This window comes from Bacilli bacterium, from assembly GCA_036381315.1.
GTDB lineage: Bacteria > Bacillota > Bacilli > Paenibacillales > KCTC-25726 > DASVDB01.
Genome location: DASVDB010000163.1, coordinates 1 through 16489 on the forward strand (window position 1 = coordinate 1; position 16489 = coordinate 16489).

Sequence of the window (16489 nt, forward strand, 5' to 3'; positions counted from 1 at the left end):
TACGCTGACCGTAACATTGGATGAGTTGCTGTTATTTTTTCATACGGACAAAATTGTGTTCGGGTATACGCCAAAATACAACATCGCGCCGGGGCAGATGATCGCCGCCGCGATTGCCGATGGAAACGAAACGCGGATCGGCCAGCTTAAATGGGGACTGATTCCGCCGTGGGCAAGTAATGAAAAAACCGGCTACAAAATGATCAATGCGCGCGCCGAAACGCTGGATAAAAAGGCGGCGTTTAGCGATGCGATCAAGCGCAAACGCTGCCTGATACCAGCCGACGGTTTCTATGAATGGAACCATAGCGGGGAAAAATATCCCGTGCGCATCGTCATGAGCGACCGCGGCCTGTTCGCCATGGCCGGGATTTATGAAACGTGGACCGCTCCGGACGGCCGCAAGGTACATTCCTGCGCAATCATTACGACCCGTCCCAATGAGCTCGTGTCCAAACTGCACGATCGCATGCCCGTGATCGTGAGACGGGAACATTGGCCGTTGTGGCTGGATCGGAATATGCGGGACATTCGTTTACTGACGCCGTTGTTTGCGCCATACCCCGCGGAGGAAATGGAGTATTACCGGGTTTCCCCCGCCGTCGGCAACGTGAAAAACGACTCCGCCGCCTGCATCGAACCAATCGCTTAACCATGGTGTGGCGCCAGTATGGCGTCATTCCTGCAAGCTGTACGGATCAATCGCGATTTCGCGAAACTTGCCTTTCCAATATTCGTCTCCCGGCAAGCCGGCGAAAGCCTCGCTGGCGCGATTGCAGTATAGCGTCTGAATCACTTTGGTATATTCGATGGCGCCCGAGTTCTGAATGAATTCAAGAATGTCGGCTTTTGCCTGCAAAAACTGTTCCTTCGTGGCGATTCCCTCGTAAAATTGCTTGAACAACGGATAATCTTCTTCGCTATGCTGCAATAAAAACAAAGTCGTGAGCGTTTTCTTTTTATGCAACAGGTCATTTTTCAAATCAAACCGCAGCACATCGCGCATGTCATTGTTGAGTTGCGCCATCACCCCGGCGTATTCCGCCACCGTGTCAATCCGTTCGATCGTGTCGCGGCCCTGCAAATGAGCGAGCGTGTATCCGATCGTACAAGCCAGGCGAAACAGCGAGCCGGATTTTTCGTGCACCATCGCCAAATATTCCTGTTCCGAGTTGATCGCATTATTCAAATCAATTTGCTGGCCGTTAATGGAACGGGTCACCAGCCTGCCGATAATCGCGAAAAACGCAATTTCCCCCCCATTATGATGAGCAATTGTCTGGCCAAGGTCGGCAAACGCCGCGAAAATAAAGCCGATCACCACATTGAGCGCGGTAGCGCGCGGGACGACCATCCACGGTTTGGCCACATTATCTTCGTCCTGCAAATCGTCCAGAATATCCAGCGCCAGAATTAGCAACTCCAGATTGGCCGCCACCCGGTGAATGTCCGGCGAATTGCCGCCAAACATATAGTGGCTGCATAATACGATATCGGACCATGTGCTCTTTTCTTCCTGTTTGTCGGCAAGCGCGCGCTTCATCAACTCATTCAATTCGCGCACGCGAAAATATTCGTCGATCACGCGCAGCGCTTCTTTCATGATGATTTCTTGCAATTCGCCTCACCTCTTTCATTCGGGGCAAAAAATCAATTTGTTTCCAGGTACTTTTTGATTGCCTGCGCCCGGGATTTCACTCCATATTTTTGGTAGACTTTTTTCAAATAATTATCAACTGAACGTTTGCTCATATGAATTTCTTCAGCGATTTGTTCGTTGGTAAATCCTTTGATCACCATTTCCATGATGCTTTGCTCGTCGTTTGTGAGTATTTGTTCCGACATTTTGGTGCCGTTTATCCTCATTTGCTGAAAAATGTGCAACGGCACCACGGTGTGGCCTTGCATGACGCTTTGGATCATGGCCAGGTACACTTCGCCCTTTTCTTCTTTGGAAATAATTCCGCTTACTTTCAACTCTATCAAATGGTTGAACAGATCGGATATGTCAAAGCCGGTGAAAATGATCACATGAATGTGCGGATGCGCCGTCTTGATCTTTTTTAGCACTTCATCCCCGTAAATATCGGGCAGGTTAAAATCAAGAAAAACAATATCCGGATTATGCTCTTCCACAAGTTGCAGAGCGGTACAGCCGTCCGCTGCGACACCAACCACCTGCACCGACTCCAGCTCTTCCAGCAGGTCTTTGGTCGCTTGCGCCATTAGCGGGTGATCTTCCACGATCAACAACCGGATCGGCTCTTTCATGAAATCATTCCTTTCATTTTGGGAATTTCATTCGAAGCTTACTAAGATTGTATATTCTATTAATTGAATATACAATCTTTTTTTGCGCAATTGCGCAAATATAATGTGCGCGATTGCGCAATTGATTTGCGCAGAAAAAAACGACTTCCAAAGGTACAATATGGATAGCATAAAATTCCAATTGGCCTTGGCCATCTTTACGGCACACAATCTTTGGAGGTGTCCCATGAACGAATTTGCCAAAAGCGAGAATGAGAAATATCTTTCGATGGCTATTCAGGCGGTATTGCACCATCACCGTTCGGACATCGCCAAGCTGAATGATGAGCGGGCAATCGCGGATCTGATCCAGAATATGTCGGAAGAAATTTTGAAAGTTGCGCAAAATTTTAAAAACATCACGGATACGGCTTTTATTACTATCGGGAAAAAAGGGTTGAATTGAAAGATGAAGTCTTGTGATGAAACAAATTCCTTTTCATTGCTCAGCGACAACCACTTGATCGACTGTTATTTAAAATCGCTGGAACTGGATATGGAACCGGCTTTTATTGAACTGTTGGAGTTGGAGATGGAACGCAGAGATATTCCCGTCGATTTTGTCAAACTAGGCCACCCATCTTACGTTTTTTCATCCTGAATCAGACCGCGTCTCGATTGTGCCCGGAGCGTTTGCCAAGTCGGCGGAACGCTTTTTTATTTTTTTATCAAATTGGCCTTAGCCAAGCATGCTTGCATCTGAAATGATGTTGTCATTTTGTGTGATTCAGTTTATGATAGCAGCATCATGGAATTCCTTCCCGGAAAGGATGAAAGCATGGAGCGCAAGGCAACTGAACGCATCAACCATCTGGATTTGTACCGTGCGTTTGCCATTCTGGCAGTGATCGCCATCCACGGGACATCCATCTACGCCGCCAAAGTTCCGAAAGACTCGCTGTTTTATCCCGTCTACTTTTTTATAAACAAAGGAAGCATGTTTGCCGTTCCCGCCTTCTTGTTTTTAAGCGCGCTCGTTCTGTTTTACAATTACTATCCGCGCGAACGGAATTCATGGAGCGGATTTTGGCGGAAACGCATGAAATTTGTGCTTGTTCCCTATTTTCTATGGTCCTTGTTTTATTTCCTGCTTTTGCAGATCGGAATCAACCGTTCGCTTACCTTCGATGCCTTTATCGGCTTCGGGAAAAAGCTTTTGCTCGGCACAAACTATACCCATTTGTATTTTATTTTTGTGATCGCCCAATTTTATGTGCTGTTCCCGCTTATGCTCGCCCTGGTCAAAAAAGTCCCTGCCATCGCTAGGCATTTGATCGCAACCGGCATTGTGGTCCAAATCGCTTTTGTTTTTTTGAACCGCTCCGTTCTGCATATTACCACGACAGGCAGACTGGTTATAACCTATACCCTGTTTTTATGCCTTGGCGCCTATATCGGCATGAATTACCGCAAATACATAGACAAGCTCTATGCGAACAGATGGCCGTGGATTGTGGCGTGGGCCGTTTCCGGCGTCGTCTTTCTTACGTATTTATGGTTAATGGACCATGGCATCACCTGGAAATCGGATCTGAACGGATACTTGTACAACGTTTTGTATTACGGATACGTATCGTTATCCTGCATTGCGCTTTTGTTGATCTCAAGCGCCCTGCACGCCAAGAGAGGACGGCTGGTTACGCTGCTTCAGTCGATCGGTATCGGGTCGTTTGCGATTTATTTCGTCCATCCTGTTTTCTTGCTCGTGTGGCGGCGCTATATCCAGCAAACTGGCGATGTTATTTTGTTCCACCTGCTGACGGCTGCCGGAGCGATAGCCGCCCTTACGCTCTCCTGGTTTATGTATTTGGCGATCCGCAAACTGAAATGGGCCTGGCTGCTCACGGGAAAATAAAATAACGGGCAGGTTACGGATTGCCCGGCAGCGAATATGGTAGATGGGAAATCGTTTGATATTGGGGAGTTGAGTGTTTGTGGAAACGAAATCCGAGGTCAAAATGTGGCGCTGCGTCGAAACAGCCGCGGATGCCAGGGTTGTTTTGCGGGAATGGATGGATGCCTACGGCAACGACATATGGAATTATGCGTTTGTCATGCTGCAAAACGCCGCGGATGCGGACGATATCACACAGGAAGTGTTTTTGCGGCTTTATCGCGATATGCCGGAATTTTTGCGGGAGCCTTCTTTAAAATTGCGCATTTTCGCCTTGACGCGCAGTTGCATTGCCGATTACAAACGATCATCCATTTTCCGCAGGCTTTTCTTTTACCGCCAAACGGAAACGGGCATGGCGCAGCATTCCCCGGCAAACAAACTGTGGCGGCAAATACTTAGCCTGCCGGCCAAGTCCCGCGAAGTTTTAATTCTGTTTGGCCATTACCGGTTCTCGCTCCATGAAACCGCCGCCATTTTGCATATCAGCGCGGGAAAAGTCAAAGCAAGACTGCGCGATGCGCGCCGGCGTATCCTCGAACAAGGGGAAGATGGGCAAAATGGATCCGAACAACGAGGATAAAAAATTGCGGGACCGGCTATCCGCGGATCCCACCGGCGAGCCCGGTTTTACCGAACGATTGCGGGCGCGAATCGAAGAAAAAGTACGCCGGGAGACGCGGAAAAAACGCAGAAAATGGTTGCTTTTGGGGAAAGCCGCATGCATTTCGGCGGCGATCCTGATCATGCTTTATTACCAACCTGCGGGAAAATCGCTGCTGCCGCAAAGAACGCCAACATCGGATACGTTAGCCGGGGAAAGCGCGAAGACGATTTCCGTAACCCCGTATGCGCGCCCGCAAATAAGCGACGCTTTGCTGCTTGGGCTGCGTAGCGGCAATCCCGCCGCATACCGAACGCTCCTGATTGCTCCCGAAGGCGGAAAATTGCAGATTGCGGCGCAAGGGAACGATATCCTGCTGCCATACAAAATCGAGTTTTGGAAAATCGTCACGGAGACCCGCGCGACGCGGGAAGGAACCATTCGCTACGTTGCGGCATATCCGGCGGAAGAAGCCGGCAAAGCCGTCCGGCATAGCGGCGCCGAAGGCGCGGATTTGTCGACGGGCCGAATCCTGCATGACGAGCGGCTGTCGTTTGTCGGCAACAAGTATTTGTCCCTGGAAATGTTGCGCGATCGCGGACAAGCTTATCCCAATTACCGGGTTGAAACCGTCACGCAGCTTCGGGGAACCGGAACGGATGAAATGCCCGCACGCCTCCTTGGCAAACGTGAGCCTTTCGTATCATTGAGCGGTATGCTGGCGATCCATGACGCCTATTCCGACAGTGACTGGGGCATCGTTCGGGGGCAGGGAAAATGGTCGGCTATTGCGAAAAGAAACGGCAAAGACCTGTCTTTGGAAAGCGACGGTTACCGCACAATCAACGCAAAGTTGCTTGAGTCGGTTGTTTCCCACGACGATTTGGCGGTTCCGTGGTCGACGGTGCGAAAATTGCGGCCGGACGCAAGCGACGCCTTGACATCGCCGGATCATGATTTGCTGGCCATTGTCAGCGAACAGGAAATCAGCTTTTTCCAGATAAACGGCAATGTTGGCACAGAGCCTCTTTTGATCGTACCGCTGCAAAATGGCGAAAAGTTGATCATGGCGCAATGGGCAACCGGAAATTATGTCGCCAAATGGATCAAGCAAACGCGTAAATATTTGGAAGGAAGATAACATGGGCCCCGGCGGGAAAGACTTACCGCCGGGGTTTTGCGTGCCTGGTGGCGGTTGCCAGCAACGGATTGTCGGGCCATGCATGCTTTGGATAGCGCCCTTTTAAATCTTTGCGCACCGCAAAATAGGTGCTGCGCCAAAAATTCGCCAAATCTTGCGTCACCTGCACCGGCCGCTGCGCCGGGGACAACAAATGCAAGGTGACCGGCACTTGGCCGCGCGCGATTCGCGGTGTATCTTGTTGCCCGAACATTTCCTGGATGCGCACAAATAACGCCGGCGCAGACGGGTCGCTGTAATCGACGGGGATACGGGAGCCGCTGGGCACGACAATATGCGTTGGAGCATACTCGTCCAACCGGCGGCGTTGTTCCCAGGTCAGCATATTCTCGATAATTGCCGCCATGGACAATTTTTGCAGATCGCTGCGGCTTTTCATCCCCTGCACATACGGGCTCAACCAGTCGGGCAACGTCGCAAGCAGCGTTTCCGCGGAAACATCCGGCCACCCAGCTTCGCGCGCATGCATAAACCGCAGCCGATCAAGCAGTTGGTGCGCCGCTTTCGTCCACGGCAGCATGTCCAGTCCGTTTGCCGCGATGCCCTGCATCAAAGCCGCGGCCGTTTCTTCCCGGCCGACATCCGGCGCGGCGGCTTCCGCCAACGCGATTGCCCCAAGCCTGGCAAACGTGCGCGCGCGAACCGCTTGCGCCGCATCGTCCCAGGCAACGACCGTATCTTGCGTGATCAACTCCCCGCGATAACGCGCCAACGTTTCCGCAGCAATCGGAGCGGCAAGCAAAATGCGGCTTTCATGGCCCGCGTCGTCCAGTTCGGCGGCCACCAAATAAGGTTCCTGCGCCAGCGGCTGCGCTGCGGATAGCACCGCTCCCCGGCCGTTTTTCAACAAGAACCGTCCCGCTCCTTTCCGTTGGGCTATCCTGTCGGGATAGGCGAAGGAAAGCAGCAATCCGCAAGCGGCAATATCGTCATGCCCGCCGTGTTTGATGCCCAAATCCCGCTTCCAACGGTTCGCCTCATCGTTAATGCGTTTGGCCGCCGCCGGGTCGATGGCGCCGGTTGCGGTTGCGCCGGCACTGCGAACAGCCGCGATGACGCTGCGCAAATCCGCGGCATATGCGCCCCCGAGCGGGCGAAGCGAGTCGCGTCCGCTTAAAAGCGCAGCCAGCTCGCAGGCAAGTTCGCCCAACTGCAGCGGGATTGCCTTAAGCACCATATGCGCCAGCCGGGGGTGCATGCCAAGCGCTGCCATGTCTCGCCCATGCCGGGTTATCCGGCCGTTTTCGGCAAGCGCGCCCAGCTCGCGCAAAACTTCGCAGGCCTGGCGGTAGGCGCCCGTTGGCGGCGGTGTCAGCCAGGAAAGTTCGGACGGTTCCGTCGCGCCCCAAACGGCAAGGTTCAGCGCGAGCGGCGCCAGATCGACAGCGGCAATTTCCGGCGGATGATCGGGGGCAAGATTGCGGTCTTCCTGCTCCGTCCACATGCGGTAGCAGACGCCCGGCCCCAGCCTTCCGGCTCTGCCGCGGCGCTGATCCGCCGCGGCCCGGGATACCGGAATGGTTTCCAGATGCGACATGCCCGTACGCGGTGAAAAGCGGGGCACGCGCATGAAACCGCCGTCGATGACGATCTGAACGCCTTCCACGGTCAAACTGGTTTCAGCGATGGACGTTGCCAGAACAACTTTCCGTTCACCTTTGGCGGCGGGAAGAAGCGCGCGATCCTGCTCGCTTTGCGGCAGACTTCCGTACAACGGGGCGATCAGCACAGGCTGCCCAGCGATAAGCTCCCGCAAAATTTTCTCCGTCCGCCTGATTTCTCGCGCACCGGGCAAAAAAACAAGGATGTCCCCCGCATCGTTGCGCAGAGCTTCGCACACTTTTTGCGCCACGGCGTATTCGCTGCGGTCGGCATGCCTGTTTGGCAAAAAGCGCGTTTCCACCGGGTGGACGCGGCCTGCGCAGGCAAGAACCGGCGCGCCGCCCAACAGCGTCGCCACCGGTTCGGCGGCGAGCGTGGCCGACATGACCAACAGACGCAGATCGTCGCGCAATAACGCCTGCGCTTGCAGGCAAAAAGTAAACCCCAGGTCGGCGTGCAAATTGCGTTCGTGAAATTCGTCAAAAATGACGAGACCGGCGCCTTCTAAAGCGGCATCTTCTAGCAGCATGCGCGTGAGCACGCCTTCCGTAACCACTTCGATGCGCGTCGTTTTTCCAATGCGGGTGTCGTTCCGCATGCGGTAACCGACGGTTTCCCCCACCCGCTCGCCCACAGAGGCGGCCATATAGCGGGCGGCGGCGCGGGCGGCGAGGCGGCGCGGTTCAAGCAGGATGATTTTTTTGCCGGCAAGCCACGGCTCTTGCAGGAGCGCCAACGGAACCCGTGTTGTCTTGCCGGCGCCCGGCGCGGCAACCAATACGGCATTGTTGTTTTTACGCAAAACGCTTTGCAATTTCGGAATGATTTCGTCAATCGGCAATGGATTCATAAGCCAAGTATAGCGCCTGTCCCGTTCGATTTCCAATGCCGCGGCAACCTCCATCTGCCGTGGTTGCCCTATCTGCTGCCGGTTCCGCCATCTGCCGTGGTTGCCTCATCTGCCGCGGTTACCCCCATCTGCTGCCGATGCCCCATTTGCCGATGTTCCCCACATTTGCACAACGCGAGCGCTACCCTCCCCGCCCAGCGCTAACGGACGCAGCAGAGGCTATTTGCTGAAAAAAGGCCGGGCAAAAATTTTAACGGACGCCACAGCGGCTATTCACCGTTTTTTGCCTGAATACCGCACAAAGTGCTAAAATAAGCGCACCTACGTCCGTTTAAACTTAAAAACCGGGCGTAAAACCCAAAATAGCCTCTGTCACGTCCGTTAGAGTCGGAAAGCCCGCTACCACACGACCGTTAGCACCCTACCAAGCCGTGTCGCGTACGAATTTTCGGGCAAACAAATCCGATAACGTCAACTCTTGCCAGGGATGCGCCTGTTTTGCCTTATCCCGAAAACTTTGGAGCAGAAAAGCGATTTGTTCATTTTGCTTTTCCGCATTGGAAAGCCGCATGACCGCCGGCGCAGCATCGTTCGATAGCCCGGCCAAATACGCGGCGTCGAGCTTGCCGGTTTGTTCGAAGCGGGCGACATTCAATGATGCGGCGATTCCTTCGATATTGCTGCTGGCAACCAACGCGTAAGCCAAAATGCCGGTTGCGAGCCACATTTTAACCAGCGGGAATTGTTTTCGCCAAATTCGGATCAAACCCCAAACAAACAGAATAAACATCACCAACATAAAAGCATGCACCAACAGACGCAGCACCGTAAAGCCGTAGGCTTCCTCATATAATGCCAGCCGGATGTAGGCGGATGCAAGCATGACGAACGAATTGGCAGCGAGCAGCGTTTGCAGCGCCTTTAATATAGCCGAAATTTTCCGGTTACCATCCACTGAGCGAAGCGAAACGATCAAGAGTGTCAAATTGATCAGCGAAACGACGTTCAGTTCGGCAAACCCTTTGTGAATATAGTCGGCATAAGTAAGGCCATTCGGCAAACTTCCCGATCCGCCCGCGAACAAATAGGAAAATTGGATCGCCACGAACAGAACGAACAAACTGTTTACCAATATCAATACGGTAATCACCGTAATGCTGTCGAGAATATAGCCTACGCCCTTTTCCCCCGTCTCGTGATCCGCCGATTTGCCAGGCCGCGGGTGTGCCAGCCCCATTACAAAGCCATAGGCGTAACCGGCAACGGCGAGCACCACCACGGCGCGAAACAGCCACTCCCCGAAATGCAGGCCGGCAAACCAATCCGGAATCCGTCCCAACATGCGTTGAAACAGGGCATCGGCGGAACCGAGCAAGGTGCCGACGACAACAAGAAGCGGCGCCGAGATGAGCAGGCCGAGCAAAATCTGCCGCAGGACATATGATTGTTGCCGTCCGCTTCTTTGGAACGTGCCGCGCAGCAGAAGAAAAAGCAATTTCATCCGGCTAAACGTTTGCGGAAACAGTTGCGCTGCCAACTTCGGAATAAACCGTTGCGGTGTGTCTCCGCGCGTTTCCGCCGCCGCCAAAAAGGTATGGACAACGATAAGCGCCGGCAACGCCAATACGTTCAAAATACGAAATGTCTGATTGGCGTAGACGACAATATCCAGCGTTAGCATGACGACCGCCGCAAACAATACGGTGGAAAAGCGCCGCCCAGGTTTCGCGGAAATCCCCGTTGCGCGAAAATAAAATATGTAAAACAAAATTACGAACGGCAACACGGAAATTCCGAAAGTCCCACGGTAAAACAGCTGATCGAAAGCCACTCCCAACAGGGCAGCGAACAGCACCGCCGTTTTTTCTTTGCCGTTCCATACCTTCTCTACGTTATGAATCTCCATATCGCACCTCTTCAACATATTAGACCGCATCTGCGGCCGCATATGTCCAGCGCGGCTTCCGCGAATGCCTGAACGCGTTCGGGATGCAGCCGTTCGAGCAACTCCCGCTCATGCCCGCCTTCATCTTCCACGCAAGCCGCCTGTTGCACCGCCGCAAGCAGATCGTGCCAATGTGCCGGCAATACATGTTGCAGCTTGCTAACCGCATCATGATCATCAACGATATCTTCATCAAACGTCACGTCCGCGAGAGCACGCACAAATGCCAGTATTTCTTCCGCCGTTTGCCGCAGTTCACTGCGGAAAAAAAACGAACCGACACGTTCAGAAACTTCCCGCGCCGCCTGTTCTGTCCAGAACGTGGCCATTCCCATCGGCATTCCCCCGCCTTTCTTTACTAACTTTCCTTTTCTAATCATTATTGTATCAATTAAAATAGGAAGAAAAAGAGAATCTTTCCGCTTAGAAATTTCCTGTTTTATTGCCGCAAAAGCAAATCTGGGGTATCGTATAAGAAGCGAAGGGAGGGGACGAACAGTTGAAGCTTGCGAAGTATTATTTGCAATTGCACAGCCGGTTCCCGCAAGCGGCACATGCGCAGGGCGAACTCGTGACGATCGACGAATTGGCGGATTTGCTGGCCTGCACCCATCGCAATGTGCAGCTTATTTTGCAGCGGATGGCGGAGCGCGGCTGGATCAAGTGGGAGCCTAGACGAGGCCGGGGACGGCGCTCGCAGCTATTGCTCGCAGCGCCCGCCGACCGCATCGCGCTTGATTTTGCCAAACAGCTGGTAGACCGGCATCATCTGCGGGATGCGCTGGAACAGTTCAATATCCCGGAAATGCCGCAGTCGGCAGGCGACATTTTTCAGGAGTGGCTGGCCGGATACTTCGGCTATCATCCGGAATTCAAAGGCAACAAGAAAATCGACACGTTGCGTTTCCCGGTCAGTCAACCCATCCGAACATTGGACCCGCTTATGACCAACCTGTCCAGCGAATCCCATCTGGTCAATCAAATTTTTGACAGTTTGGTGCGCTACAACCGGAAAAAGGGAGTTGTTGAACCGGCCATCGCCCACGCGTGGGAAAGCAATCAGGCGCATACCGAGTGGACTTTGTATTTGCGCAAAGGCGTCAAATTTCACCATGGCCGGGAACTGTCTGCCGAAGATGTTTTTTTTACGTTGGAGCGAATCCGCACTTCGCCGGCAAAATCGCTATATCGGAAAGCAATCGTCGGCATTTCCACCATCGCGATCCTCGATCCGGTCACCGTGCGCATCCGGTTATCTGAACCAAACGCGCTTTTTCTGGAATATCTGAGTGTCAGCAGAGCTTCCATCGTACCGGCGGAGATCGTACGAACATCGCCTGCCACATTTGCCAAAAATCCGATCGGCACCGGGCCGTTTCGCTTAGCCGAACATGGCGAAGGGATCTGGGTGTTGGAGGCTTTCGAAGGTTACTTTGGCGGGCGCGCCCATCTTGACAAGGTGGAGATTTGGCACATCCCCAATTTTTCGCCTGCCGAAAAAACGGATAAATGGGAGCGATTTCAAATCATTCACAGCTACCGTCTGCCGGAACGCGTATCGCAAACATGGAACGAAGTGCAGGAAATGGGCACAACGTGCAAATTCGTCACGCTGAATGTGCACAAAGACGGCCCGTTGCAAAACGCCGCCTTTCGCCGCGCATGCTGCCAAGCGATAAACTTAAGCCGCATCTACGCGCGCTTAAACGATCAGACGGTGGAAAAAGCGGACGGGTTCCTGCGCGCAAGCAACCGGAAACAAGGCGATCATGCCGCACAGACGCCGCAAATTCCGGCGAATTTGTCCGCATTAAGCGGAAACACGCTTGTCCTGTGCACGATTCCCCAATACGAACACGATGCCGTTTTGCTTAAGGAAGAATTGCGGCAATACGGTATCGATTTGCAAATAGACACGGTTGATGCGGAGGAGTTCAAAGGAGAGCGGAGGCTGAATGCCGATTTGATTTTATTTGCGCTATTGTTGGACAACGACCTTGAACTTCGCCTGATTGACTTATACGACAGTATTTCCGAACATCTGCATGCGCGCGGCAGGGATAAGATCGACGGCAAATTGCGGCAAATCATGCGGGAGCCGGCGGCGGAGTTACGCAACAGGTTATTTGTCGAAATTGAACAATATATGCTGGCGCAAAGCCTGATTTGCTTTTTATACCGGCGCAGGCTGCAAGCGGTGTTTCACGCGTCGGTCAAAGGCATCAGCCTGGATTCCCTCGGCTGGCTTCGCTTCAAGGATATCTGGTTTAAAACGGAGTTGCCTTGCGATGATGATACAATCCGGAACAACCCAAGCCGATAACTAGCAGGATGATCGCTTCCCCTGACGCGCCGGACGATACAGCGAACAGGAAGGAAAGCACAAGCAGCGATAACGCATGCAATCCGAAGCGGACGAGACGGGCGGAACGGGCGAAAAGTTCATGGGGAAGCGGGTACATGCAAGCGTGTTCGGATATGTGCCGCATTTTTTGCAATTCCGCCAGTTGAACTGCGATTACAACCGCAAAAAGGCCCCACAGCGCATAACCGGGCAGACCGCCGCCGCTCAAGCCGGTAAGCACAGCGCCCAGCGATGTAAGCCGCAGCCAAATCCCGGATGCTTCCGAGCGATACCAAACCAAAAGGTAAAGGTAAATCCCGGCTCTGCTTGAACGGTACCCCAAATATCGGGCGAGTCGCCGAGGCGCGGGGTTTCTACGCGCTTTCCCTTGAACAGCCGGCACATCGATAAACAGGTTGAGCATCCGAAATGCGAAGGCGCGGTGCCGCTGTTCAAGTTCAACCAGCTTGAGCCAGGGCAGATGCCGATAGGCGCGGGCAGCCGTAGTCAACACAAGCAAGTAGAAAGTGGCTCCCGCAGCCAGAAGCAAACTGCCCAAGGAGAGCGGCAGCTTTAGCAAGGCAAAGGTCAGCGCGCCGGTGACCGCCCACCGCACGATGCCCCATAAACGGCTCGATTCGGCATCATATATATGAAGCTCAAGCCATTTGGCGTGCAGGAGCACTCGTTTCAGCACAAGAAGCAGCAATAACCCAGCGAGAAACTGATGCTTTATTGCGGAATCCGAAAGTTCAAGGAGCGGCCGCAAAATAAACCAGGCAACAGTCGTCACAAACGCTTGAATAACAAACGCTCGCCGCCGCGCCGCGCGGAAATACTCGCCAAGCTGATCCTCAAGCGGCAGCAGGTAAACGATATCCGGGGCGCGCAAATATGTCCTGACAGGCGTAAGCGCCAGAACCGGCAGCAACACAAGGGCCGCGGTCAAGAGCGCCGGGTAGCCGGGCCGAATTTGTTCCAGGAACCGGACGTATAAGTAGGCTGAAATGATCATGATAAACAGGGAGGCAAACGATAAAGTTCGCAGCGCATAGGTTAAATAGGGACGGATTTCTTGCCTAAAGCCGCTAACTCTGCGCGACCACATTAGCTTCGCATTCATGATCGCGTCACCAATTGGCAAAAGACATCATCCAGGGAAGACTCCGCAAAATCGACTCCCGCGGCTTCCCTAAGTTCGGCCAGATTGCCGCTGGCAATAAGCCGGCCTTGGTGCAGCAGCAAAAAGCGATCGCAAAACCGTTCGATCATCGTTAAAATATGCGAGCTCAGCAATATTCCGGCCCCTTCCCGTTTCACCTGGGCCAGCAAATCGAGCAGGGAGCGGATTCCAAGCGGATCAAGTCCGAGAAACGGCTCATCGATCACATACAGCTGCGGCCGGACGAGAAAAGCGCTCATGATCAGCACCTTCTGCTTCATCCCTTTGGACAGTTGCCCCGCCAGCTTGCTCCGATGAGGAGACATTTGGAACCTTTCCAGCAAATCGTCCTCGCGCTTCGCGGCGGTTGCGGCATCCAGGCCATAAGCCATCGCCGCCAGCTCCAAATGCTCATGCACAGTCAACTCCTCGTAGAGCAGGGGGCTTTCCGGCACATACGCATACGTTCGGCGGTATTTGACGGCATCTTCATCAAGAAGCCTGCCGTTTAAGCGGATATGCCCGGAATGCGGCCGCATGAAACCAAGAATGTGCTTGATTGTGGTGCTTTTTCCGGCCCCGTTCAGTCCGATCAAGCCGATCATTTCGCTGCTGTCCACCGTGAAAGAAAGCTGATGCAGCACTTGCCGATCCAAACCATATCCGCCGGTTAAATTCTCTACTTGCAGAAGCTTCGACACGTCCGCAATGCTCCTTCTCGTTATCCTGAATCGCCAAGTATGATATTCTCTTATCATAATAACAACGATCTGTAACAGCAAGTTGTACTTTAAGAACACCAACAGATTTGAGTTGGTTGCGATTCTGGAAAAAAATCTTGCAACAAGAACACTCTTTTCGTGTTTTATTATTAAAGGGGTAGTTACTGTCGTCAGGAGGCATTCTTATGGGGTTCATTAGCTTGCTTCTTATTATTCTAGGATTGCTAATGGTAATACGGCCGTCGATTGTTTGGGCCATCATCGAAAGTTGGAAATCACATGATGCAACCGAACCGTCCGGACTCTATGTTGTGTCTGCTCGCATTGGAGGCGTTCTGTTCATACTTGCGGGTATTGGGGGGGTTCTAGGGTACTGGATACTGTAATCCATTATCATGGTCTGAGGAACCGAGGGAAAAAGGTGATAGAGCCTTTCATCCCTCGGTTTTTGTCGAAAATTTTTTGCCGTTATTGCCAAATTACAAATAAAGTGTAAGGGCTGAATGTTGACTACAACTTTCTTGATGAGTCGATTGATAAACACTTCCTCACAGGCTTCCCTCCGGGGTGGATCTATTCTTTGTTGATAGAACGAAGCTTTTCCCGGAATATCGAATCAAGGATAGTAGATGATTCGGTTGTCGTACAGGCACATATATTCAACACCGCCACGTTCAGGCATGAACTCTCCCGGTTTTTTTTCGGGGAAAATCGGGCAGTTCATTAACCGAAACGACTGCGCTTGTCTTCTTTTTCGGTTTGCTCCAGTACTGTTCGTTGCCAGGCAGATCGTCAAACCACGCCGCATCGGGCGGACAATCCAGCACCATGAATTTGCCGTAATCGCCATCTCTTGACTGGTGGTATTTCAAATAAGCCTTGCCGTTCTCAATCGCCAATATTTCAATTTTTCCTGAAGTGTGACTCATCGACAGGCGCACGCGCTTGCCCAAACCCGACGTTCTTGCTTTCGCTTCCTCAACGATTCGGTATACCCTTTCCAAAGGGAGCACAAAATCATGGTTGCCGGCAACAGGCCGATTGATGAAGAAGTAGTATGGGGTTACGCCCGCCCAGGATAATCTGTCCAGCAATGTTCCCAAAACTTCCGGATCGTCATTGATTCCTTTAAGCACTGGCGTCTGATTGACAACAATCGCTCCGGCATCATGCAGCGCGGCGAAACAGCGTTTCGCCTCGGGCGTAATTTCACGCGGATGATTGATGTGCGCCATCACATAGATGCGCTTTTCTTCGGACGAATGCTCGCGAATCAGTTCAAGCAACTCCTGATCTTCATAAATGCGCATCGGATTGAACACAGGCAGCTTCGATCCGAAACGAATAATTTTGACATGGTCGATTTTTCGTAGCCGCTCCAACAACATTCGCAGCTTTGACGTAGCCAGAATCAGACTATCGCCGCCGGTCAGCAGCACGTTGTTGATCTCGGGATGCCGGGCAATATAGGCAAGTCCAGGCTCCACGTCGGACATCGCTTCCTTGACGTCGTTGCGGAACAGGCGTTTGCGGAAGCAGTACCGGCAATACGCGCCGCACACCTCGGAAACGAGCAACAGGGCGGTTGTGGCATATTTATGCTGGCAGCCCGGCACCACATAATTCGTATCCTCGTCCGACGCATCCCATCGGCCGTACTCTTTCAGTTCTCCTTCATTCGGAATAACCAGTTTGCGAATCGGATCGTTAGGGTCATTCCAATCGATTAAGCCCAAATAGTAGTCATTCACGCGAAACACAAATTTTTCCGTTATTTTCTTCAGCTTTTCTCTTTCCTTCTCCGGTATAGCCGTTATCTTATCGATATCGGTGATATACTTCGGCTGGGCCATTC

At 52.6% G+C, this 16489-nt stretch carries 16 protein-coding genes; 8 read left to right on the forward strand and 8 right to left on the reverse strand.

Annotation, left to right across the window (positions count from 1 at the left end):
* A partial coding sequence (locus VF260_12035; GenBank protein ID HEX7057907.1) for an SOS response-associated peptidase occupies positions 1-652 on the forward strand: 652 nt, incomplete at its 5' end.
* A 24-nt stretch (positions 653-676) separates the two neighbouring features.
* Here VF260_12035 and VF260_12040 read toward each other — a convergent pair.
* Both VF260_12040 and VF260_12045 read right to left on the reverse strand, forming a co-directional pair.
* On the reverse strand, positions 677-1618 hold the full coding sequence (locus VF260_12040; GenBank protein ID HEX7057908.1) for a class 1 isoprenoid biosynthesis enzyme: 942 nt from the start codon (positions 1616-1618) through the stop codon (positions 677-679).
* Between the two features lie 32 nt (positions 1619-1650).
* On the reverse strand, positions 1651-2271 hold the full coding sequence (locus VF260_12045) for a response regulator transcription factor (protein HEX7057909.1): 621 nt from the start codon (positions 2269-2271) through the stop codon (positions 1651-1653).
* A gap of 226 nt (positions 2272-2497) precedes the next feature.
* Between VF260_12045 and VF260_12050 the strand changes: the two genes are divergently transcribed.
* The 5 genes from VF260_12050 to VF260_12070 all read left to right on the forward strand — a co-directional run bounded on the left by VF260_12050 (position 2498) and on the right by VF260_12070 (position 5949).
* Entirely contained in the window at positions 2498-2716 is a 219-nt protein-coding gene (locus tag VF260_12050) for a hypothetical protein (GenBank protein ID HEX7057910.1), read from the forward strand.
* Positions 2717-2719: 3 nt separating this feature from the next.
* On the forward strand, positions 2720-2911 hold the full coding sequence (gene sda / locus VF260_12055; GenBank protein ID HEX7057911.1) for a sporulation histidine kinase inhibitor Sda: 192 nt from the start codon (positions 2720-2722) through the stop codon (positions 2909-2911).
* A gap of 177 nt (positions 2912-3088) precedes the next feature.
* The gene (locus VF260_12060; GenBank protein HEX7057912.1) at positions 3089-4165 is read left to right on the forward strand and encodes an acyltransferase; all 1077 of its coding nucleotides are present in this window, start codon (positions 3089-3091) and stop codon (positions 4163-4165) included.
* 79 nt (positions 4166-4244) lie between these two features.
* Complete coding sequence (locus VF260_12065) at positions 4245-4787, forward strand: sigma-70 family RNA polymerase sigma factor (GenBank protein HEX7057913.1); 543 nt, start codon at positions 4245-4247, stop codon at positions 4785-4787.
* Positions 4765-5949: a hypothetical protein gene (locus VF260_12070; protein ID HEX7057914.1), complete on the forward strand. Its 1185-nt coding sequence runs from the start codon at positions 4765-4767 to the stop codon at positions 5947-5949. Before VF260_12065 ends, VF260_12070 begins: the two co-directional genes overlap by 23 nt.
* 22 nt (positions 5950-5971) lie before the next feature.
* On the opposite strand, the gene hrpB is transcribed toward VF260_12070, so the two are convergent.
* The 3 genes from hrpB to VF260_12085 all read right to left on the reverse strand — a co-directional run bounded on the left by hrpB (position 5972) and on the right by VF260_12085 (position 10741).
* On the reverse strand, positions 5972-8461 hold the full coding sequence (hrpB, locus tag VF260_12075; protein HEX7057915.1) for an ATP-dependent helicase HrpB: 2490 nt from the start codon (positions 8459-8461) through the stop codon (positions 5972-5974).
* Between the two features lie 421 nt (positions 8462-8882).
* Positions 8883-10367, reverse strand: a complete 1485-nt coding sequence (locus VF260_12080) for a DUF4173 domain-containing protein (protein ID HEX7057916.1) — start codon at positions 10365-10367, stop codon at positions 8883-8885.
* A gap of 11 nt (positions 10368-10378) precedes the next feature.
* Entirely contained in the window at positions 10379-10741 is a 363-nt protein-coding gene (locus tag VF260_12085) for a hypothetical protein (protein ID HEX7057917.1), read from the reverse strand.
* Between the two features lie 164 nt (positions 10742-10905).
* Between VF260_12085 and VF260_12090 the strand changes: the two genes are divergently transcribed.
* Positions 10906-12729: an ABC transporter substrate-binding protein gene (locus tag VF260_12090; GenBank protein HEX7057918.1), complete on the forward strand. Its 1824-nt coding sequence runs from the start codon at positions 10906-10908 to the stop codon at positions 12727-12729.
* On the opposite strand, the gene VF260_12095 is transcribed toward VF260_12090, so the two are convergent.
* Both VF260_12095 and VF260_12100 read right to left on the reverse strand, forming a co-directional pair.
* Complete coding sequence (locus VF260_12095) at positions 12674-13873, reverse strand: ABC transporter permease (protein ID HEX7057919.1); 1200 nt, start codon at positions 13871-13873, stop codon at positions 12674-12676. The two genes, VF260_12090 and VF260_12095, sit on opposite strands and share 56 nt — an antisense overlap.
* Positions 13870-14613, reverse strand: a complete 744-nt coding sequence (locus VF260_12100) for an ABC transporter ATP-binding protein (protein HEX7057920.1) — start codon at positions 14611-14613, stop codon at positions 13870-13872. The genes VF260_12095 and VF260_12100 overlap by 4 nt, the downstream gene beginning before the upstream one ends.
* 206 nt (positions 14614-14819) lie before the next feature.
* Here VF260_12100 and VF260_12105 point away from each other — a divergent pair, with 206 nt between their 5' ends.
* Complete coding sequence (locus VF260_12105; GenBank protein ID HEX7057921.1) at positions 14820-15020, forward strand: DUF6199 family natural product biosynthesis protein; 201 nt, start codon at positions 14820-14822, stop codon at positions 15018-15020.
* Between the two features lie 288 nt (positions 15021-15308).
* On the opposite strand, the gene VF260_12110 is transcribed toward VF260_12105, so the two are convergent.
* On the reverse strand, positions 15309-16487 hold the full coding sequence (locus tag VF260_12110) for a KamA family radical SAM protein (GenBank protein HEX7057922.1): 1179 nt from the start codon (positions 16485-16487) through the stop codon (positions 15309-15311).
* Positions 16488-16489 lie beyond the last annotated feature (2 nt).

Excerpts from the sequence above, each read along its gene's own strand:
- VF260_12045 (HEX7057909.1), bottom strand. The coding sequence starts at position 2,271 with ATGAAAGAGCCGATCCGGTTGTTGATCGTGGAAGATCACCCGCTAATG.
- VF260_12050 (HEX7057910.1), top strand. The coding sequence starts at position 2,498 with ATGAACGAATTTGCCAAAAGCGAGAATGAGAAATATCTTTCGATGGCT.
- sda (HEX7057911.1), top strand. The coding sequence starts at position 2,720 with ATGAAGTCTTGTGATGAAACAAATTCCTTTTCATTGCTCAGCGACAAC.
- VF260_12060 (HEX7057912.1), top strand. The coding sequence starts at position 3,089 with ATGGAGCGCAAGGCAACTGAACGCATCAACCATCTGGATTTGTACCGT.
- VF260_12070 (HEX7057914.1), top strand. The coding sequence starts at position 4,765 with ATGGATCCGAACAACGAGGATAAAAAATTGCGGGACCGGCTATCCGCG.
- hrpB (HEX7057915.1), bottom strand. The coding sequence starts at position 8,461 with ATGAATCCATTGCCGATTGACGAAATCATTCCGAAATTGCAAAGCGTT.
- VF260_12080 (HEX7057916.1), bottom strand. The coding sequence starts at position 10,367 with ATGGAGATTCATAACGTAGAGAAGGTATGGAACGGCAAAGAAAAAACG.
- VF260_12085 (HEX7057917.1), bottom strand. The coding sequence starts at position 10,741 with ATGGGAATGGCCACGTTCTGGACAGAACAGGCGGCGCGGGAAGTTTCT.
- VF260_12095 (HEX7057919.1), bottom strand. The coding sequence starts at position 13,873 with ATGAATGCGAAGCTAATGTGGTCGCGCAGAGTTAGCGGCTTTAGGCAA.
- VF260_12105 (HEX7057921.1), top strand. The coding sequence starts at position 14,820 with ATGGGGTTCATTAGCTTGCTTCTTATTATTCTAGGATTGCTAATGGTA.
- VF260_12110 (HEX7057922.1), bottom strand. The coding sequence starts at position 16,487 with ATGGCCCAGCCGAAGTATATCACCGATATCGATAAGATAACGGCTATA.